The sequence below is a fragment of the Devosia sp. Z11_6 genome (assembly GCF_058133665.1).
Map to the genome: position 1 here is coordinate 34,723 of NZ_JBYUNQ010000010.1, position 19,264 is coordinate 53,986.

16 protein-coding genes and 1 tRNA gene are annotated in these 19,264 nt (G+C 60.5%); 11 read left to right on the forward strand and 6 right to left on the reverse strand.

The annotated features are described in order from the left end of the window. Nucleotides 1-38: 38 nt before the first annotated feature. Both AC3YMN_RS18930 and AC3YMN_RS18935 read left to right on the forward strand, forming a co-directional pair. Nucleotides 39-947: an alpha/beta hydrolase gene (locus AC3YMN_RS18930; protein WP_489891239.1), complete on the forward strand. Its 909-nt coding sequence runs from the start codon at nucleotides 39-41 to the stop codon at nucleotides 945-947. Between the two features lie 11 nt (nucleotides 948-958). Beyond that, entirely contained in the window at nucleotides 959-1,693 is a 735-nt protein-coding gene (locus AC3YMN_RS18935) for a TSUP family transporter (protein WP_489891240.1), read from the forward strand. A gap of 887 nt (nucleotides 1,694-2,580) precedes the next feature. On the opposite strand, the gene AC3YMN_RS18940 is transcribed toward AC3YMN_RS18935, so the two are convergent. Further along, nucleotides 2,581-3,966: a neutral/alkaline non-lysosomal ceramidase N-terminal domain-containing protein gene (locus tag AC3YMN_RS18940; protein ID WP_489891241.1), complete on the reverse strand. Its 1,386-nt coding sequence runs from the start codon at nucleotides 3,964-3,966 to the stop codon at nucleotides 2,581-2,583. A 385-nt stretch (nucleotides 3,967-4,351) separates the two neighbouring features. Between AC3YMN_RS18940 and AC3YMN_RS18945 the strand changes: the two genes are divergently transcribed. Then, nucleotides 4,352-6,124: an alpha/beta hydrolase domain-containing protein gene (locus AC3YMN_RS18945; protein ID WP_489891242.1), complete on the forward strand. Its 1,773-nt coding sequence runs from the start codon at nucleotides 4,352-4,354 to the stop codon at nucleotides 6,122-6,124. Nucleotides 6,125-6,451: 327 nt separating this feature from the next. Here AC3YMN_RS18945 and AC3YMN_RS18950 read toward each other — a convergent pair whose 3' ends face one another. From AC3YMN_RS18950 to AC3YMN_RS18960, 3 genes are all read right to left on the reverse strand, one after another. Next, nucleotides 6,452-8,086: a DUF6538 domain-containing protein gene (locus AC3YMN_RS18950; protein ID WP_489891243.1), complete on the reverse strand. Its 1,635-nt coding sequence runs from the start codon at nucleotides 8,084-8,086 to the stop codon at nucleotides 6,452-6,454. Between the two features lie 64 nt (nucleotides 8,087-8,150). Then, nucleotides 8,151-9,401: a DUF6538 domain-containing protein gene (locus tag AC3YMN_RS18955; protein WP_489891244.1), complete on the reverse strand. Its 1,251-nt coding sequence runs from the start codon at nucleotides 9,399-9,401 to the stop codon at nucleotides 8,151-8,153. Between the two features lie 100 nt (nucleotides 9,402-9,501). Next, nucleotides 9,502-9,591 (reverse strand) — tRNA-Ser (locus tag AC3YMN_RS18960). A 269-nt stretch (nucleotides 9,592-9,860) separates the two neighbouring features. Between AC3YMN_RS18960 and AC3YMN_RS18965 the strand changes: the two genes are divergently transcribed. From AC3YMN_RS18965 to AC3YMN_RS18995, 7 genes are all read left to right on the forward strand, one after another. After that, nucleotides 9,861-10,319 carry a GNAT family N-acetyltransferase gene (locus AC3YMN_RS18965; RefSeq protein ID WP_248305157.1) on the forward strand — a complete coding sequence of 153 codons (459 nt, stop codon included), beginning with the start codon at nucleotides 9,861-9,863 and terminating at the stop codon, nucleotides 10,317-10,319. A gap of 2 nt (nucleotides 10,320-10,321) precedes the next feature. Next, nucleotides 10,322-11,347, forward strand: a complete 1,026-nt coding sequence (gene nagZ, locus AC3YMN_RS18970; protein WP_489891245.1) for a beta-N-acetylhexosaminidase — start codon at nucleotides 10,322-10,324, stop codon at nucleotides 11,345-11,347. A 36-nt stretch (nucleotides 11,348-11,383) separates the two neighbouring features. Beyond that, nucleotides 11,384-13,036 carry an ABC transporter substrate-binding protein gene (locus AC3YMN_RS18975; RefSeq protein ID WP_489891273.1) on the forward strand — a complete coding sequence of 551 codons (1,653 nt, stop codon included), beginning with the start codon at nucleotides 11,384-11,386 and terminating at the stop codon, nucleotides 13,034-13,036. 81 nt (nucleotides 13,037-13,117) lie between these two features. Next, the gene (locus AC3YMN_RS18980; protein WP_172125913.1) at nucleotides 13,118-14,095 is read left to right on the forward strand and encodes an ABC transporter permease; all 978 of its coding nucleotides are present in this window, start codon (nucleotides 13,118-13,120) and stop codon (nucleotides 14,093-14,095) included. Between the two features lie 11 nt (nucleotides 14,096-14,106). Beyond that, a complete protein-coding gene (locus AC3YMN_RS18985) occupies nucleotides 14,107-14,985 on the forward strand; it encodes an ABC transporter permease (protein ID WP_489891274.1) in 879 nt (292 codons plus the stop codon). Next, nucleotides 14,982-15,800, forward strand: a complete 819-nt coding sequence (locus AC3YMN_RS18990) for an ABC transporter ATP-binding protein (RefSeq protein ID WP_173088900.1) — start codon at nucleotides 14,982-14,984, stop codon at nucleotides 15,798-15,800. The genes AC3YMN_RS18985 and AC3YMN_RS18990 overlap by 4 nt, the downstream gene beginning before the upstream one ends. Next, on the forward strand, nucleotides 15,797-16,696 hold the full coding sequence (locus AC3YMN_RS18995; RefSeq protein WP_489891246.1) for an ABC transporter ATP-binding protein: 900 nt from the start codon (nucleotides 15,797-15,799) through the stop codon (nucleotides 16,694-16,696). Before AC3YMN_RS18990 ends, AC3YMN_RS18995 begins: the two co-directional genes overlap by 4 nt. A 10-nt stretch (nucleotides 16,697-16,706) precedes the next feature. On the opposite strand, the gene AC3YMN_RS19000 is transcribed toward AC3YMN_RS18995, so the two are convergent. After that, on the reverse strand, nucleotides 16,707-17,531 hold the full coding sequence (locus tag AC3YMN_RS19000) for a C40 family peptidase (RefSeq protein ID WP_489891247.1): 825 nt from the start codon (nucleotides 17,529-17,531) through the stop codon (nucleotides 16,707-16,709). Nucleotides 17,532-17,773: 242 nt separating this feature from the next. Here AC3YMN_RS19000 and AC3YMN_RS19005 point away from each other — a divergent pair, with 242 nt between their 5' ends. Then, entirely contained in the window at nucleotides 17,774-18,004 is a 231-nt protein-coding gene (locus tag AC3YMN_RS19005) for a DUF6894 family protein (protein ID WP_127754531.1), read from the forward strand. Nucleotides 18,005-18,030: 26 nt separating this feature from the next. On the opposite strand, the gene AC3YMN_RS19010 is transcribed toward AC3YMN_RS19005, so the two are convergent. Beyond that, nucleotides 18,031-19,260: an NAD(P)/FAD-dependent oxidoreductase gene (locus AC3YMN_RS19010; protein WP_489891248.1), complete on the reverse strand. Its 1,230-nt coding sequence runs from the start codon at nucleotides 19,258-19,260 to the stop codon at nucleotides 18,031-18,033. Nucleotides 19,261-19,264: the final 4 nt, after the last annotated feature.

Sequence of the window (19,264 nt, forward strand, 5' to 3'; positions counted from 1 at the left end):
TGTACCAATCGTGTCATTGGTCTAGTGGAGTGCAAACCGTGGGCAATATTGAGCAGCAGGATTTCTCCCTGGAGAAGGACGAGGGCGTCCAGCTTTTCGCCAGGCGCAAAGGTCCCGCCGATGCCAAGACGGCACGCGGCAACATCGTGCTCGTGCACGGCTCTTCGCAGGCGTCCCTGCCATGCTTTGACCTGATCGTTGGGGGGAGCACGCAGTACTCGTTGATGGAAAGCCTTGCGGCGCAAGGCTGGAACGCGTGGACTTTCGACTGTGAAGGCTATGGGAAATCATCCAAGCACCGCGACCGGCTCTTCGACATTGCCGATGGCGCCGATGACTTGGCAGTGGTGATGAAGTTCATCAACGAGATGACCGGGGACACCAATATCCACGTGTACGGGGGGTCGGCCGGCGCCCTGCGGGCGGCTGTCTACGTCGCGCGCGACCCCGCTTTGGTGGGCCGTCTGGCGATGGACGCGGTGGTATGGACCGGTGAGGGCAGCCCGACGCTCGAACAGCGGCGCAAGCGCCTGCCTGAACTCACAACCTCGCTGCGCCGCCCCATTGACCGGGCAAGCCTCGTTTCGATTTTCAACCGGGACCATCCCGGCAGCGCAGATGAAGTGGTTGTTGAGGCGTTTGCGGACGCGGTTCTCGAACTGGATACTTCCATTCCCAACGGCACCTATATCGATATGTGCACCAAGTTGCCGGTGATGAATCCAGCAACCATCGCGGTACCAGTGATGATCATGCGCGGGGAGTGGGATGGAATTGCCTCCCAGGAGGACGTCCTCGCGTTCTTCACCCGCTTGCCCAACCCGGACAAGCAGTTAATCATCCTGCCTGGCGTGGCCCATGCTGCACTGAACGGCAAGAACTACGCACTGGCCACCCACACCCTACTTTGCTACTTCTCCCGCCCTGACCCGGTTTATCTCGGCTAGGCACCGGCGCGATGCTCGCGCTTGGGCTCGCGGCGGTTATAACGCTGACCTCGTTCATGTCCGGCGTGTTCGGCATGGCGGGCGGCATGGTGCTCCTGCTTGTGCTTCTTGCCATGGGGCTCGACGTCGCCACCGCCATGGCGCTGCACGGATTGGCGCAGGCGACCGGCAATCTCTGGCGGGTCGTTACCTGGCGCCGGTTCACACGCTGGCGCATCGTGGGCTACTTCGCTGGGGGCACCTTTGCCGCCGTGGCCATCTTCAGCTTCTTCCGCTTCGAGCCTAATCGTGCCGTGGTGCTGATCATGTTGGGGCTAGCACCATTTCTTGTCATGGCGTTGCCCAAGCACTGGGTGCCCCAGGCCGACCGGCCGGCGGGCGGACTGCTCTGCGGCTTTGCGAGCATGGCGGTGACCCTGGTCGCTGGCGTTGCCGGACCCTTGGTGGATTCGTTCTTTATCCGCACCGGCTTTGACCGCAAGACGATCGTAGCAACCAAGGCAGGCTGCCAGCTCATCGGTAACCTGACCAAAACGGCCTACTTTCTCGCGCTGTCGGGCATGTCGGTGGCGCTGGGTCCGGAATTTCTCGCCGTAGCCCTGATATTTCCCATCCTCGGAACCTTCCTCAGCAAATTCGTCCTCGAATGGATGAGCGAGGCACACTTCCAGCGCTACACACGCTTCGTCATTGGCGTAGTCGGCTTGGTCTCGATCTATAATGGGGTGATGGAAATCTACGCCTGAGCGGCTGCTGTTTGGATTATCTCTGTCAGGCTCGGGCACTGTTGAGAGCGGCGGGGGCGGGCATATCCAGCTCGCCGGGCTTGCACCCAGCTGGTTCACCTATTCAGACGCGCAAGCCCGAACGATTGGGGCCTTACGCCAGCAAGCGCCACCGATACCTGTCGTGGCGGTCCCCACAATACTGCAGGGCCTCCGCAACTACGCCGCGAAACTTCTCGTCGTTCCAGAGGGCAACCAGCAAGGGCAGGTCGAGGCGACCGGACTGCTGTGATCCGCAATAACTCCAGCCCAGAAACACATCCAGGCGTTCAGCAGAATTTTCCTTGTGCCGAGCACTGGGTATCGAGGGGAAAATGTCTTCGTCAGCGGTTCTGATGACCCATGGGGCAAGTTTCCCTTCCAAGACTTCGAACACGCATCCGGCGCGACCTGGGAAACTGAGCTTGGACGAAAGCGGACTGCATAAGACTCCTCCCCCGAGCAGTGGGGGCCCGCCAACCCACTGGGCATGTTCCAGTACGGCCCGGGCATACACGATGGCAGCGCCTGGGGAACCTACTGCCGTGAGCACCGACAAGCGCTCCAGAAACGGGATTTGTCCCACAACGCCAAGGTTCTTGGACTCGATGGTGAGCTCCAGATAATCTTGGCTAGCCCGAGGGGATAAACAATGAACCATGCCGATCTGGTCCCTTTCTTGTCCCTCATCCATGCGGTTGCCACGAGGTTTTCAAGCTTGCGTGCAGCGGAGCCGCGCCGAACGGAACCGAGGCTGAGGGGGTGCCACTATGCCGCCTGACGGCGCGCAGCTGACTTTACTGATCTTCCCGGAGTCCATTGTGCTCGCCTGCAAGACGAACGGGAGCGGGTTGCCCGCTCCCGGGGATTCAGGGCTTCGACGATACGGACGTAATCAGCTGGGCCAAGCCTTCGATGATCGCCGGCTCGGCACAACCGGGCTTCATGCGGGAGCTCGTGACCTCAAACGTCGTTTTCGGGTAACTCTCGTCATCTGGGATATAGCCGATCGATCCAGCAGTATGCGTGATCAGGATCGTCTCTTGGGCTGGAGACTGTTCCATGAACCGGTCGCCGATCACCGTGTTGACCTCGCCGTTTACCCCGGTGAGCGCAACGTCGTTGAGGGTGATGGCCTGCAGCCGCAACTCGACGTCCGGAGCATCCTCATTGGTCACCGCAGCGGTCTTGGGATCCATGATCACCTTGCCGCCCGGGCAGACGGCGGTAGCCACGCCCGCTCCGATGGCAACTTCAGTGGTATCGGCTTCGGTCTTCTCGGAAACGCGGATCACTTCTTCGGCCAGCCGCGCGCTTTGGGCATGCAGCAGGGCCCAGCCACCTGTGCCCAGATCGGTGCTGCCCGGTTTGACCCGTCCCTCATTGGACTGGTTGTAAAGGGCCATAAACAGCGGATTCTGGTCGCCCGCGGCGCCCATTGTCCACAAAGCTACAGGCTTGTCGTCGTAGTGGGTCTCCACGAAATTGGAGGTCCAGCCGGCTAGATCGCTGGTAACTTCCGAGCCACCATCCTTGGTGACTGCGGTCAGCATGACCACACTGTGCACGGCATAGTTCACCAGGAAAGCAATCGGCTCGCCGGTCTCCACAGACTCGAACTTGAGCACATCCACACGCTTGTTGGACGGGCCTTCCGGGTTATAGCCGATCACATAGCGATCATCGATGAACTCGTCCCGGTTCACATTCACATAGGCTTGGCCGGCTCCGTGGCCCATGCGGGCATCCTGCAGGTCCGCCTTGGCCTGCACCACCGCCTCAACGGCTCCTGCAAGGATCTTGTCCAGCATTGCCTTGGAAGCGGGGTCGGACGCCTGATCGGCTATCCTACCGGGCGCGCGCCCTACTGAGGGCATGCTGTGATTATGGGTTGCCGCTAGCCAGATACCTTCAGGTGCAATGCCGGTTTTTTCGGCAATCATTGCGGTCAGATCAGCCGCTACGGGCACGCCGCCGACATCCATGGTAACCATGGCAACTTCGGTTTCGCCATTGTTGATCACCATGGCGCGCGCATAAACCGGGTCATGGGTGCCGGTCCAGGGCAACTGGACATTTTCCATTTTGACCGGGTCAAAGAAGCTGCGACCCTGCGCGATGGGATAAAGCTCGTCAGGCGGAGAAATGTCCACCTTGGCCGCGCCTACTTGGAAAGCTCCGTCCGCCGCGAAGGCTGCCACGGGGGCAAGACCGACCAGGCACGACGACAGCAACAGAATGCGACGTAAGTTCACGCGCTCCTCCTTCAACGAACAATCTTGGTGCGTCAGCTTGCTTTACTGACCTGCAATCACTGGCAAGCCAGCTCACTTTCACGCCCCTGCAGCATAAGACCCCGACTGGAGTGGGAGGGTATCGAATGTGAGAGCGGGCTAACCAAATGGCGCACCCGGAAGGCGTGCCTCGTTGACTTGTGGACGCGCTACCATTTCTACTGCTGGTCGCGAGCCGTTCAAATGAGAGAGCAACGAGACCGTCGGAGGAACTTGATCGGGTCCCGTTGTCAATCATCAGAACTGAGCGTCATGTAAACAGCCTCGTCGCCGAGCCTGATGCATGTGGGCCCCATGAGGGTCAAACGGGAGTTGGCCGGATTAGGCCGACCATGAGGAGACATCAATGACTTACGCTTATGGGCTGCCCAAGTGGCGGCAACGGTCCCGCTATGCCTTGTTGGCTGCAGCGGCAATTGCATCCTCGGTGGTGGCGAGTTCCGCCATAGCCCAACAAGCTGGTGCTGGCGTTGTCGTTCCGACCGTGACCGGGCCCTTCGCGAGCGAAGGCTTCGACAGTCCTTCGAACGATTACACTTTTTTCTCGACCGATATCGCTCTTGAAAGCCGAGGTTATCGCGAAGAAGAATATTTCGTCAGCGGGGTAGGAAACACCTATGACGCCCCCGATAGAACGCCCAATACCCTCCCCACTGAGAATGCAAAGGTAGTCGAGACGGGCATCCCTTATCACACCCGAATGGTTGTTCGGCGTCCCGTTGACCCGGCTGATTTCAATGGCACTGTGGTCGTCGAGTGGCTCAACGTCTCGGATGGGTTCGACGGCGAGTATTTCTGGGTGCAGTCGCATCAGCATCTGTTGCGTGACGGCTATGTCTACGTGGGCCTGTCGGCGCAGGATAACAGCATTTCGCATGAGGAGCTTGGCCTGAAGAAGTTCAGCGCCGAACGCTATGGAAAACTTGATGTCACGGGCGCCAGCGACGAGTGTTGCCTGGAGAGCGAGACAGCCTACGACATTTTTGCGCAGGTGGGCTCGGCCCTCAAAAACAATGGCGACATTCTTCCGGGCCTCGACGTCAGGAACCTGATTGGCGTGGGCATGTCACAGTCGGGCCGGCGCATGAGCGTCTATGCCAATTACCTCCATCTTAGCGCTCCGATCTATGACGGCTTTCTGTTCCAAGTCCACAATTCGCCGTTGCGCGACGACTTGAAGGTCCCGGCAATCCGCGTTCTTAGCGAGAGCGAGTACGACGACGTTTTCGAGGAATCTGAAACTGAGCTGCGCAAGTCCTACTGGGTCTCCGGCTCGTCGCATGGCGACATCCTGCAACGGGTTGGGCGCAATGGCGTGAGGCTGCGCGACCTCGGCATTGGCTTGACCGGTAATGATGCCTGCGGTCCGACGGGCCCGCTCGGGGAAAGCCTGACCCGCACCCGTACCCCCATCAGCCATGTCATTAATGCGGCCGTTCACCACCTCAAGGCCAATATCGAAAATGGCACTCCGCTCCCGTCTGGGCCAATCCCCAAATGGGCACCCGCCGAGCATTGGGTGGAACGAGATGAAAGGGGTAATGCCCTGGGGGGCATCCAGCTTGCTGATATTGCTGTACCTACGGCTCGAGCAGATGGCCTCGAATGCGGGAATATCGGTGTCTGGGAGCCCTTCCCCACCGAAACACTCGCGCAACTCTATCCGACGCACGAGGCCTATGTTGAAAAGGTCCGCGCAGCCGTGGAGGCCAATATTGACGCTGGATTCGTTCTCCCAGAAGATGGCCAGCAGACGATTGCGGAAGCCAACGCCTCGGTTATCGGAACGGGCCTGGAATGCGGCACGTATTGCCTCGACCGCAGCCACTACCGCCTGGACTTCTCATCCACGGGCAACCTTCGCTTGAGCACCGTTTATTACAACATGGTGGACGGCGAAGAACTTGTGGCAGCGGTCGACGCAGCCCACCGCAATGTCGCTGAGGGCGACACTGCGGAGGCCCCGCAGAACGCCCAGTTCCACGCCCTTGCCGTTCATCACCTTCGCGAATACCTCGACCTGCTCAAGCAGGCGCGTGAAGATGGGAGGATGACCGATACTGCCTCCGACGTCCTGTCCATGCAGGCGCATGCGATTATCAAAGGCCTGCAAGGTTAGGCTTGCCGCACCTGCACACAAGCTGAGAAGGGTGGCCTAGGCTGCCCTTCTTTTTTCTATGATGGCGCATCCTCAGATTGCAAAGGAAAGGGTGTGGTATCGATCAAGACAACCCGCGGGTGTCGACCGGACCCTCTTGTAGTGCTTGATCGACGACAATGCCGTGGGTGACTAATGTTAGGTTCTGACCGCCGCTCGCTAATAGCAGTCAGTCCGTTATCGGGCCCCTAATCAGACACTCCGGCGCGTAGCGAGCATTGCAAACACGCCCAGCGACTTTTGGATTTAGTGTGGACTAGCAAACCACGTCGCTGGAATTGTCCTCAACTACGAGTACTCTTCCCCATAGACCTCACTCGGAAGCGAAAAAAATCGCGGCGCATTGGCATCCGGTCCTTGGCGCGGGGTACCCGTTGCGGCGTCGACGTATGGAAACTCCTGCATGGCGGAGCCTAGAATTTCCGGTCTCCAACCTCCGTACCTTTCACCCTCGTTCACCGCCACATGACCGGTAATGTAGTGCGCCATGTCCTGTCGGATCGAGGTCCCGCGCCGCAACGTCAGAAATCGATGCCGCCAGCCGTGGGTGGGTTGGAGTTCAGGGTCCTTTACACCCAAGTCCCTCACCCACCGACCGATGTTTTCTGCGGTTTTCTTGTTAGGGGTCGGTACGAGCGAGCGGCGCCTGCTGGGGTCGGCGAACAATGGCCCATCTCCCACTTCCTTTGCCATTTTGACAAAGCCTTGCAGCATCAAGTGTGGATGGATCGGGACGCGCCGCGGGTGCCGCGTCTTTAAACGGCCAGCGTTAGGGGTCAGCTCGATGAACCAGAATCCAGCTTCATTGACGACGTCGGCTCCACGAAGTTGCGCCAATTCGCCAATGCGCGCGCCGCTATAGCATGACAACCAGGGCAGCCAACGTCTTGCGCGTTTCTGGTCGTCCGGCAGCCTGTCGGACATTTCACTGAAGGTCGCTGTCAGAACGACAGAGGCTTCGTGATCGCTGTAGCCCGGGACTGTTCTCGTCAAAATCTTCGACCGTACCGGCAAACGTATCTTGGTCGCAGGGTTCACGTCGATGAGGAGGTCGCCCTGCGCTTCCGAACAGACTGTACCAAGAATGCTGAGATAGGCGTTCTTTACGGTTCGGGGAGATAACCCTCGGGCCAGCAGCTGCTTTTTCCATGCAATGCACCACTCCCGGGTAATGGTTCGTACGTCAGGGTGCTCCAGCGCCACCTGTTCCAGGATCGGGCGAAACTTCGCAACGGTTTTAGGCGCATGACCCTGCTGTACGGCATAAGCGTCGTAGATCGCGAGTAGATCATATTGCTCGGGAACCATAGGCTTGCCGTTCGAGCCCAACGGCGTCGGTTTTTCCCATGCCGGCCAGTAATCTGCAGGGTCGGGAGCGTAGTCCATGTTGCGGTAGCGCATGATGCGCACGGCGCTCTGATACATGGCACGATTTACAAAGGTGAGGGTGGTTTCGAAGTCGGCCTCGCAAAGACGCAGACCTTCGCCGAGCAGAAAGTCCTTCAGCTGGCCGCTATGGGTGCGCTTGATTCTTTGAACCAGCACATCGGTGATCTCCTTCTTGCCACCAAGAAGGACTCTCGTACCTGGGTCACCTGCGACAAAGCCCCAAAGGGCTGCCCCGGTCTCTTGTAATAGAGCGTCCGGATCATCACGAAACCGATCGACACACCGCCGGTAGAAAACCCCAGCAGCAGCGACCCTCTGATCGTGAGTCAGAGATATTATCCCTGACCGGAGTGAGGCGAAATTGCCATTCCAAAGAACATCAAGCTCCTCGCTCCTGACCGCCGCTTCAGCCGGGTCAGTCGTCTTGAGGCTGACCTTGATCTTGGTCTTACCGACGATTTCGCGCAGATCCGCTGGCACCTCCTTGATGAAGTAGAAGTATCTGCTGTTTGGCCGTCTGACCGGTTTTGACACTGCAATCGCCCGCTGCTTGGATTTGCGGAACTATCCATCGCAGGTCTTGCTAAATCCTTGTCCATCACCGGACTTCAAATCGCGGGATGAGGCTGATTTGGGCGAGCAGCACTGGCGCCGGCTGGTCGCCATAGTCTTCGGCGTCGTTGTGGGGCGAGTGGCCCTGCATATAGTCGCGGGCACCAGGGTCCATGCGATAGCGACGCGACATGGTCTTGAATCGGTGTCTCCAACCGTGAGACGGCTGCAGTTCAGGATCATCGAGGCCGAGACTCCTGACCCATCTCCCAAGGTTTTCGGCCGTCTTCTTGTGCATGATTCCGCCCCCCCCACCTCTGCGCCTTGTGGGGTCGGCAAAGATGTAGCCCTGGGGCAGCTTGCTGATAGTGTCTATCAATCCTTGCTCGATCAGGTGAGGATGGACAGGAACCCGGCGAGCCTGCCTATCCTTGACCGTGCCAGCCTCGGGGCGGACTGTCATGATCCATACCCCTTCTTCGAGCGAGAAGTCTGACCGGCGCAGTTGAGCTGCCTCGCCAATGCGAGCACCAGAATAAGCGCAGATCCACGGAAGCCAACGGCGGGCGCGCTTTTGATCGGGAGGCAGGCGGCCGTCGAAATTGGCAAGGGTAGATCGCAAAACGAGCAATGCCTCGGCGTCCGTAAACCCACGCTCGACACGGTTGCGCTTGCGCGCTTTGACCCTGACAGAAATGCCGGTCAAAGGATTTGTAGCGACCATTTGGTTGGCGAATGCAAATCCCATCAAGTTCTTAAGAGCGGCAAGGTATGCATGCTGCACCGTCCTTGCCGACAGCTGCCGCGCAATCAGACTGTCCTTCCAGGCAACGCACCAATCAGAGGTGATTGAACGAACGTCGTCGTGTTCCCGGGCAACTTCCTCAATGATCGGGCGGTGCCGCTTGATGGTTGCTGGAGCGAAATCGCGCTCGACTGCCATGCGATCAAAAAGGACCAGCAGCGAGATGCGTTCAGGCTTTGACCCTTCGACTGCCTGGTGAGATGCGAGAGGCTGGGCGGAGTGAGTCAGAGGTTCGGGAAGGTGCGTCAGTGCCGGTGGCAAGACCGGGGAATAGCCTTGAGGCACCGATGTGGTTCCTTCGGCGCGCAGTCTCTCGAACTGGGCTTCCCAAAAGTTGTGCAGATCGGCATGGCGTCGACGAGCGTCAGCTGCAAGGGGTGTCCGCAGGCTTTGCTTGATCTCGCGCCGTCCAAGGACAGGCCATAAATCCTTGGGAACGGCTTTCCTGAAATAGACAATTCCGGATTTCCCGCGCCGTACCGGACGCGCCACTCGGAGAGTCATTCTGTACCAGCCTTCTGTACCACTTTCGGACGCGAAAGGGGCTAAAAGTGCCGGACTTGCTGGGTGTTCAACGCCTTGGAAGGAAAACTGGCGGAGAGGGAGGGATTCGAACCCCCGATGGAGTTGCCCCCATGCCGCATTTCGAGTGCGGTGCATTCAACCACTCTGCCACCTCTCCGCGAGGTCACTCGGCACGCAAGGCGCACCCGGTCGACGGGGCGGCTTATGCCATAGCCTGAACGAGGCTGCAACTCCCGTTGTGGAGCAACTTTGTTTCCGTGCTGCCAGATGCAAGTGGGTAATGAACCGCTATTTCCCCAGCACCGTGCCCGGCACAGCTGAAGGTGGGTGGTCCTTTGCCTTGGGCCCGCGTATTGGTAGTTACGATTCAACGCTTTGGTTCGCTGCATTTCCATGGATTGTCTCGTAAATCTTTATGCTCGACCGATGGCAGAGCTGGCGAAGCGGGTCGAGGACGTGCAGGCCACCATTCGCGTGGCGCTGCCCCCCGAGCAGCACATCATCAAGGACTGGGTGCGCCGGCACTTCAGCGAATATTGGGTCAGCGAGGTCAGCGCCGCCATGGCTCACCAGCCGCCGGGATGCCTGATTGCCGTGTCTGACGGGGAACTGGTGGGCTTTGCCTGTTATGACGCCACTGCTCGCGGGTTCTTCGGCCCCACCGGGGTCGCCGAACAGCAGCGCGGCAAGGGCATCGGGCTGGCGCTCCTGTCGGCAACGCTCCAGGCCATGAAGGCGCAAGGCTATGCCTATGCGATCATCGGCGGTGTGGGCCCGGTCGAATTCTACAGCAAGGCCGCAGGAGCGATACCCATCTTCAATGAGGGGGAAGACATCTACCAGGGCCTGCTGCGTCTCAAGCCAATCGCGGAGTTGCAGAACTGAGCATGTCATCCACCCCACCGCTCGCCCTGTTTGTCGGCATGCCCGGCCTTGAGCTTTCCGCTGATGAAATCGCCTTTTTCCGGGAAGCCGATCCCTATGGGTTGTTCCTGTTCCGGCGCAATCTCGATACCCCTGAGCAGGTGCGCCGGCTGTGCGCCCAGTTTCGGGATGCGGTGGGAAGGGCGGATGCGCCGGTTTTCATTGATCAGGAAGGGGGCCGCGTGCAGCGGCTCAACAATGGCAACTGGCCCAATTTCCGCAGCCTGGGCAGCTTTGGCGCCCTGGCACGCCAGGACCTGGAGCTGGCCAAACGGGCCCTGCGCCTGTCGACGCTAGCCATGGGAACGATCATGGCCGAGCTCACCATCGATAGCGGCACCACGCCAGTGGTCGATCTCGCCCGCCCCGGCACCCATGACGTCATCGGCCAGCGCGCCTTTGGCGATGACCCCGAACTGGTTATCGCCATGGCCCGCGAGGTTATCGATGCCATGCTGGAGGTCGGCGAACTGCCGATCATGAAGCATATTCCAGGCTATGGACGGGTGACGGTCGATCCGCACTTCCAGTGTCCGGTGGTGGATGCATCGATTGAAGATCTGCGCCAAAGCGATTTCCGCCCCTTCATGGCGTTTCGCAACACGCCCTGGGCCATGGTTGCCCATCTCGTGTTCACGCAGATCGATCCCGACCACCCCGCGTCGGTGTCTCCGGCCGTCTACGAGCTGATACGGGACGAGCTCGATTATGACGGGGTGCTGATCACCGATTGCCTGACCATGGAAGCGCTGGCGGGCAGCTGGGCGGAGCGCGTGACGGCGGCCCTGGCAGCGGGTTGCGATATCGCGCTGCATAGCCAGGGCGACCTCAAAGCGAGCGAGGCGGCCGCCAACGCAGCGCGACCGCTGAGCGAGGCTTCGCTGCGGCGAATTGCGCGAGGAGAAGCGATGCGGGGCACATTGCGGGTGGACGCTTTGGCGCTCCACGCCGAAGTTGAACAGATTTTCAGGGAAAATGGCATCGCCTAAGGCGCTGCCTGGAGCAAACAAGGGAGTTGAGACGTGCTGAACAAAACACTGCTCGCGGCGACGTCAGCCGCAATTCTGGCCATGGCAGCACCCGCAAGTGCGCAAGTGGTGGTGACGGTCAGTTCGGAACAAACCACCACCTGGGTGCGCAACTTCAATCCGTTCAACCAGACTTCGGCGCGTGCCACCACCAAGGACTTCATCTACGAGCCGCTCGCGATCTTCAATCGCCTCAAGAACCAGACCGAGTTCCGTCTCGCGGAAAGCTTCGAGCTGGCCGATGATCTGAAGTCCATCACCTTTGTGCTGCGCGATGGCCTCAAATGGTCGGATGGCGAGCCGCTTACTGCCGACGACGTGGTGTTCACCTATGGCTATCTCAAGCAGTTTCCGGCGCTCGATTTCAACTCGGTGTCAGCCCTCCTCGACTCCGTCGAGAAGATTGACGAGCGCACGGTGCGCTTCAACCTGCTGCAGCCCAATTCCCTGATCGCCAATACCATTGTCGGCATGCCGATCGTTCCCGAGCATGTTTGGGCCGAGATCACCGATCCGGTGACCTTCACCAATGAAACGCCCGTTGGTTCGGGTCCGCTCACCGAGATCAGCCGCTTTACGCCCCAGGTCTACGAGCAGTGCCGCAACCCCAATTATTGGGATGCGGAAAGCCTCAAGGTTGATTGCATCCGCCTGCCCCAGCTCGCCGACAACCCACAGGTGCTGGCCGCACTGGCTGACGGGACGCTGGATTGGGCAACGAGCTTCATCCCGGACATCGACAACACTTTTGTGGCCAAGGACCCCGAGCACAACAAGTACTGGTTCAATCCTTCGAGCCTCGTGTCCTTCCAGCTCAGCATGATTACGCCCGACGAGAACAACAGGAAGGCGTTCACCGATGTCAATTTCCGGCGTGCGCTCAGCATGCTGATCGACCGGCAGACAATTGTCGACATCGCCGGCTATGGCTATCCGCTGATCAACGAAGATCCTTCCATGCTTGGCGAGCTCTACAAGGCCTTCGCCAATCCTGAAGTCCAGGTGCAGTTTGGCCAGTTCGGCAAGTTCGACCCCGAAGCGGCAACGGCCCTGCTCGATCAAAGCGGTTACGTCGACAAGAATGGCGACGGGATGCGCGACAACCCCGATGGCACGCCGATCGCCATCGATATCGAAATCCCCAATGGCTGGACCGACTGGATCGACGCTGTCCAGATCGCCATGGAGTCCCTTCAGGGTGCTGGCCTCAACGTCAAGATGAGCACGCCCGAGGAATCGGTGTGGAGTGCCGACCTGATCGCGGGCAAGTACTCGATGACGCTCAACGCCCTGGCTTCGGCCGCCAATCCCTACTTCCCCTATATCCGCTCCTTCAACCCCGAGGATTTCGGCAAGTCACGCTTCACGGCCCCCCATTGGGAGAACGCGGAGGTGATGGAGCTGCTTGGCCAATACACCCAGATCAAGGATCCGGCGCAGCAACAAGAGATCATGAACAAGCTCCAGATGATCGTTGCTGAAGCCATGCCCGTGATCCCCGTCTACAACAGCCCCGCTTTCTATCAGTACAGCACCAGGCGCTTCACCGGCTGGGCGAGTGCCGAAAACCCGATCGTCTCCCCGGTGGTATCCAATGCCAATCCGGGACGACTGATCCAGCTGCTGGCCTTGCGCCCAGTGCAACAATAAGCTGGCCAAGGGTGCGTCACCTGACGCATCCTCGCCCTCGCCCCTGGCAGCGGGTTCTTTTTCCAACACGGACGAACATCGATGGCATTTCTGCTCCGGCGCGTTGGCTTTTATCTCGCAGCCTTTCTTGCCGCCGCGACGGTCAACTTCTTCCTGCCCCGCCTGATGCCGGGGGACCCGATCCAGATCATGTTCGCCAGCGCCGGATCGAACCTGTCCATGGAGAACCTCAACGCGCTCAAACTGACCTTCGGGTTTATCGATGCGCCGGTTGGCGAGCAGTACCTGACCTATCTCAAAAGCGTCTTCACCGGTGATCTGGGTGTCTCGATCAAGTACTTCCCACTGCCCGTGACCGAACTCCTGGGGCGCGCCCTGATCTGGACCGTGGGCCTGGTTGGCTCGGCCACCCTGCTCGGTTTTACGCTTGGCACCCTGCTCGGCATCATGGCGGCATGGCGCCGGGGCACGATATTTGACACCGTGGTTTCGCTGCTCGCCATCTTTTCGAGCTCCGTGCCGGCCGTCGTGCTTTCGCTCATCATGTTGTTCGTGTTCGGCTATACGCTGGGCTGGTTCCCCAGCGGCTATGCGGCCGACCCCATGCTCGATCCGGCGTTTAGCTGGCAGTACATTTCGTCCGTGCTGTATCACGGCTTCTTGCCGATGATCACGCTGGTGGTTGCGCTGACCGGCGGCTTTGCGGTGACCATGCGCAACAACATGATCAACCTGCTGGGCGAGGACTACATCGTCATGGGCCGCGCCAAGGGCCTTTCCGATCAACGGGTCATGATCTGGTACGCGGCACGCAATGCGCTGCTGCCGACGGTGTCGAGCCTGGCCATTTCGCTGGGCAGCGTGCTTGGCGGCTCATTGGTGATCGAAGTCGTGTTCAACTATCCCGGCGTTGGCAACATGCTGTACCAGGCGATCCTCGCCCGGGATTATCCGGTGATCCAGGGGCAACTGCTGATCATGACCGCCGCCATGCTCATCTCCAACTTTGCCGTCGATCTGAGCTATCTCCTGCTCGATCCGCGCCTCAAGAAGGCCTGACCGTGCCGCTCATTGCTCAGCTTGCCCATAACAAGAAGGCAGTCGTCGGCCTCACCATTCTGACGATCATCATCCTGGTGGCGATCTTTGCGCCGGTGCTGACGGAATACTCCCCCACCCAGCGCGTGGGCCGCCCCCACCAGCCCCCATCAAGCGAGCATTGGCTGGGCACGACGCGGCTGGGTCATGACGTGTTCACGCGCCTGGTCTATGGCGCCCGCATCTCGCTCGCGGTTGGCTTTGGCGCGGGCCTCCTCATCAGCCTGATCGGCACCGTCCTCGGCATCCTTGCCGGCTACAAGGGCGGCGTCGTCGATGAGGTCATCAACTTTTTCACCAATATGGTCCTGGTGGTGCCCAACCTGCCGCTGCTGCTGGTGATCGCAGCCTTTATCGGCCAGGCCAATCCGCTGGTGATCGCACTGATCCTGGGCTTCACCTCCTGGGCCTGGGGCGTGCGCGTCACCCGTTCGGAAACCCTGTCGCTGCGCCAACGCGACTTCGTCAAGTCGGCCGAGATGCTGGGCGAGCCAAGCTGGCGCATCATGGCCTTCGAGATTTTTCCCAATCTCGTCTCGATCGTGGGCATCAATTTCATCGGCAGCGTGATCTTCGCCGTGGTCACCGAGGCGACGCTCGAATTCCTCGGCCTTGGTGATCCCAACACCGTTTCCTGGGGCATCATGCTCTACAATGCGCAGAACGCCTCGGCTCTTTCGGTGGGCGCCTGGTGGGACCTGCTGTCCCCCTGCCTCGCGCTGGCCCTGCTCGGACTTGGTCTGGCGCTGCTGAACTTTGCCATCGACGAAATCGCCAATCCGCGCCTGCGCACCGGCGGCATGTTGAGCCGCTGGACAGCGCGCGTGCGGGCCGGAGAGGGCAAGCTATGACCGATCCCGTCCTGTCCATTCGCAACCTTTCCATCGACTATGTTGGCGCCGAGGAGGATTTCCGCGCCGTCAAGGATGTCAGCTTCGACATCATGCCCGGTGAGTTCTTCGGGCTTGCCGGGGAATCGGGTTGCGGGAAAAGCACCATCGCCTTTGCCATTAGCCGCCTGCATCGCCCACCCGCGCTGATCCTGAGCGGCAGCCAGATCCGGCTTGCTGGCCGTGACGTCCTGGCTCTGAACGAGGAGGAGTTGCGCAGCTTCCGCTGGCGCGAGGTTGCCATGGTTTTCCAAAGCGCCATGAACTCGCTCAATCCCGTCCTCACCATCGAGCGGCAGTTTTTCGATGTGCTGCGCACGCATACCGGCATGTCGCGCGCCCAGGCCCGCGACCGGGCAGCCGAGCTGCTGGCCATGGTCGATATCTCGCCTGATCGGCTATCCTCCTATCCGCACCAGTGCTCGGGCGGAATGCGCCAGCGCATCGTCATCGCCATTTGCCTTGCGCTCAATCCCAAGCTGCTGATCATGGATGAGCCAACCACCGCGCTCGATGTAGTGGTGCAGCGTGAGATACTGGGCCGTATCGATGTTCTGCGCCAGCAGCTGGGCTTTTCCGTCCTCTTTATCACCCACGACCTAGCCCTGATGGTGCAGGCCTGTGATCGCATCGGCATCATGCTTGAAGGCGAGTTGGTGGAGGTGAATGCGGCGCAGACCATCTACCACTCGCCCCAGCATGCCTATACGCGCCGCCTTTGGGGCTCCATGCCCAAGCTCTCCGGCCAACAGATTGGCGCGAGCGCAGCCCTATGACCCAGACCGAACCGGTTCTCGCCCTCGACAATGTTTCCAAGACCTTTGGTCGCGCCGACCAGCCGGTTTATGCCGCGCGTTCTGTGTCGTTTGCGCTCCATCCCGGCCGCACCCTCGCCCTGGTGGGCGAATCGGGGTCGGGAAAGACCACCGCGGCGCGCCTGATCATGCGAGAATACCGGCCGGATGCGGGGCAACTCCTGTTCCGCGGCATGCCAGTCACCAGCAGCGGTCTCAAGTCTTACCGCGCCGCGGTGCAGATGGTGTTCCAGGATCCTTTTGCCTCGCTTAACCCAGCGCACACGGTGCGCCACCATCTGGAGCGACCACTCCGCCTTCACCGGCCCAAGATGAAGGGCGCCGAACGCCGGGTTGCCATTGATGAACTCCTCTCCCGCGTCAAGCTTGATCCAAAACTGGTCGCGCCGAAATATCCGCACGAATTGTCAGGAGGCCAGCGCCAGCGCATCAGCATCGCCCGGGCACTGGCGGTTGACCCAGCGGTGATCGTTGCCGACGAACCTACCTCCATGCTCGACGTGTCCGTTCGCCTGGGCATTTTGAACCTGCTCAACGACATGAAGCGCCAACTAGGGCTGGCGCTCCTGTACATCACCCATGACATCGCCACGGCGCGCTATGTCGCTGAGGACATCATGGTGATGTATGCCGGACAGATTGTGGAATGGGGCGAAACGGATAAGGTGTTGAGCAATCCCCAGCATCCTTATACGCGCCTGCTGCTCTCAGCCGTTCCCGATCCGGACCAGCGATTTGCCGACACTTCTGGCGCAGCCGAACTCATGCATGTCGAGGAGATCCGGCGACGATCGGCCCTGCCGCAGCAGGAGGTACGGCAGGTGGCGCCCAACCATTTTATTCGGCCACTGCCCTAAGCGGCAGGGCCTAGTCGAGGCGCCGAAAAGCGGTCGGCTCGCCACCACCGCGACTGCTGATCCGCGCCACGGCCTCGGCCAATGGCTCGATTACCACCGCCATGTGGAAGGCGTTGGCATGGATCATGTCCCTATCGCTGGTCATCATGGCAACATGGCCACGCCAGAACACCAGGTCACCCCGGCGCAGGGCGTCAACCGGGTGGCCGAGCGCGACCTGCTGGTCGGTATCGCGCGGACAATCGCGCCCGCAGGCATAGAGCGCCTGTTGCACCAGCCCGGAACAATCAAGCCCCAAGCTCTCGCGCCCGCCCCAGAGATAAGGCGTCCCCACAAATCGCTGCGCCACCGCGACGGGATCTGTTTCAGCTTCCTGCACAGGGGCGAGATGCTCCTCAACAAACCAGCCGCCTGCGGTTTGTACGAAGCGACCCTCGCGGCCCTCGGCTACCAGCAGCGCATTCATGGAATAAAGCCCCGTTGGCGCGGTCTTGATGCTGGGGCCGCTAAACGCATAGGTGCGGAGCGCCCTCACTTTGTGGGTAGGGGTGCGGGGAGCGCCGCTCAGGGCGCTCGCCGCCACAAAACCCACATAGCCATCGCGCATGGCGCGCCCGAACGCCCAGCCATCCGCCACATCGAGCACCTCGAACAACTCCCCGAACAGCACTTGGTCGAGCTGTTCGGCGGAAGGCGACGGCTCCCGGCGCAACGGGGCACAAGGCACCGAGGTCTGGTGGATGGTCGTATCAAGATAGCGATCAGCAGGAACAATGCCCTCGAGGGATCGGGCTGCGACGCCGTCGCGCGCCAAGGTGAGGCGATGATCAAGCAAGATGGTGTCCTGTCCTGGTGGAAGGCTCGGGGATAGTACGGCTCCCGCAAAGCCCGGAGCCACTATGCGCGTGCTGAATGGTAGCGCGCTCGCTTTCTCCTGTCACGCACCCGCGAAGTGCCAGCCGTCCTCCAAGCTTGATCGGCATCGCCGACAGCTGCTTCTCTCCCGCTTGTGAATCCAAGCGGGGAACAGACGTTCCGCGCAGTTCGTTGGGGAGGAACGATAACGAGGTGACCCAAATGCCGAGGTTCTTTTTCAATCACCAGTCCGACCGCGGACCGCTCGACGTCGATATCGACGGCATCAAGCTGGAGTCCCTCAATGCAGCGATCGAGGAGGCATCCTTTGCCGTCAAGGGGGCCGTTGCCTTGGCCGATGAGCCAACGCGGGGCGAGTTTCAGATTGAAGACGAAGGCCGGGTCGTTCTGGCCCGGGTCCCTTACGCCGTCGTGGATGACGAAGCAGACTAGGCGGTAACGAGCCTTTTTCCGCCAAGCTACTGGAAGCGGCTGATCGAGAACGGCTGCGGTGCCGAACTGGAGCCCTCCACCATCCCGGCAATCAAATTGGCCGTGACGGCGCTCAACGTCAGGCCCAGATGACCGTGGCCAAAAGCATAAAGTATGCGCGGATCCCCTGGATGGCTGTCGATTACCGGCAGTGAATCGGGTGTGGAGGGCCGCCGGCCCATCCATTCCTTGCCCCCTTCGGGCAGCGAAGGGACATAGCGCCGCATCTTCTTGCGCATCGCCTTGGCGCGGGCAAAATTGGGCGAAGTCTCGGGCTTGGCCAGTTCCACCGCACCGCCTACGCGCAGCCCATCTACGAGGGGCACGGCCACAAAACCATGATCGGCAAAGCCCACCGGCAATGCTAAGTTCCAATTCAGGTCCGTGAACGTCGTGTTATAGCCGCGCTCGTTCTCGAGCAGCACTTTGAGGCCCAAGCCGCGCACAAGATCGCGCGACCACACTCCGGCAGCAACAACCACCCTGTCGAACACCTGCTCCTCGCCACCCTGCAGCTTGACGGCAATGCCGGCCTCTCGCTGGGTCAGGGAAAGCACCCGGCCCTGCTGCAGTTGGCCGCGCCCGCGAATAAAGTCCTGGAAGTGCCGCAGGACGCTCAGCGGGTTGGAGACCATCCAATAGCCAGGCTGGTGCACTGCACCAAAGAACCTCCCCTCGAGCTGGGGCACCATGGCTCGGGCCCTTTGAGGAGTTATTGCCTCGAAGTCATAGCCAAGCGCAGCCCGCACCTGCCCGGCCTCGCGCACCGCGCCGTCCAAACTGGCATGGCTGTCGTGCAGCGAGATAAACCCGGTTTGCCGCAGGTGCCCTGCCAAGCCGGCACTGGCAGCCAATTCTTGGTGATCCGCCAAGGCCTTTTGCATCAGGCCCGTCAGAGCCTCGCGGGCGAGCGCACCGCGTTGTGGCGTCGAGGCCGCTAGAAAGGCCACCAACCAGGGCATCAATGCGGGGACATCCTGCCAGCGCAAGGTCAGAGGCCCAAGTGGATCCATCAGCCATTTGGGGACTGCGGTCAGCATGCCTGGGCTGGCTATCGGCGCAATTTCGGGCAGGGCAATCAGCGCCGCGTTTCCCGACGAGGCTGGCAAGCCCCCGGGTTCAGCATCAAACACCGTTACAGCATGGCCATCGCCAATCAGTCGGGTCGCAATCGCCGCGCCAACAATACCTGCGCCTACGACGCCGATCTTTTTCATCTTG

Bases quoted from the DNA above. Each gene is read 5' to 3' on its own strand.
- AC3YMN_RS18990 (WP_173088900.1), top strand. From the start codon at position 14,982: ATGACCGATCCCGTCCTGTCCATTCGCAACCTTTCCATCGACTATGTT.
- AC3YMN_RS19010 (WP_489891248.1), bottom strand. From the start codon at position 19,260: ATGAAAAAGATCGGCGTCGTAGGCGCAGGTATTGTTGGCGCGGCGATT.
- AC3YMN_RS18935 (WP_489891240.1), top strand. From the start codon at position 959: ATGCTCGCGCTTGGGCTCGCGGCGGTTATAACGCTGACCTCGTTCATG.
- AC3YMN_RS18995 (WP_489891246.1), top strand. From the start codon at position 15,797: ATGACCCAGACCGAACCGGTTCTCGCCCTCGACAATGTTTCCAAGACC.
- AC3YMN_RS18965 (WP_248305157.1), top strand. From the start codon at position 9,861: ATGGCAGAGCTGGCGAAGCGGGTCGAGGACGTGCAGGCCACCATTCGC.
- AC3YMN_RS19005 (WP_127754531.1), top strand. From the start codon at position 17,774: ATGCCGAGGTTCTTTTTCAATCACCAGTCCGACCGCGGACCGCTCGAC.
- AC3YMN_RS18980 (WP_172125913.1), top strand. From the start codon at position 13,118: ATGGCATTTCTGCTCCGGCGCGTTGGCTTTTATCTCGCAGCCTTTCTT.
- nagZ (WP_489891245.1), top strand. From the start codon at position 10,322: ATGTCATCCACCCCACCGCTCGCCCTGTTTGTCGGCATGCCCGGCCTT.
- AC3YMN_RS18945 (WP_489891242.1), top strand. From the start codon at position 4,352: ATGACTTACGCTTATGGGCTGCCCAAGTGGCGGCAACGGTCCCGCTAT.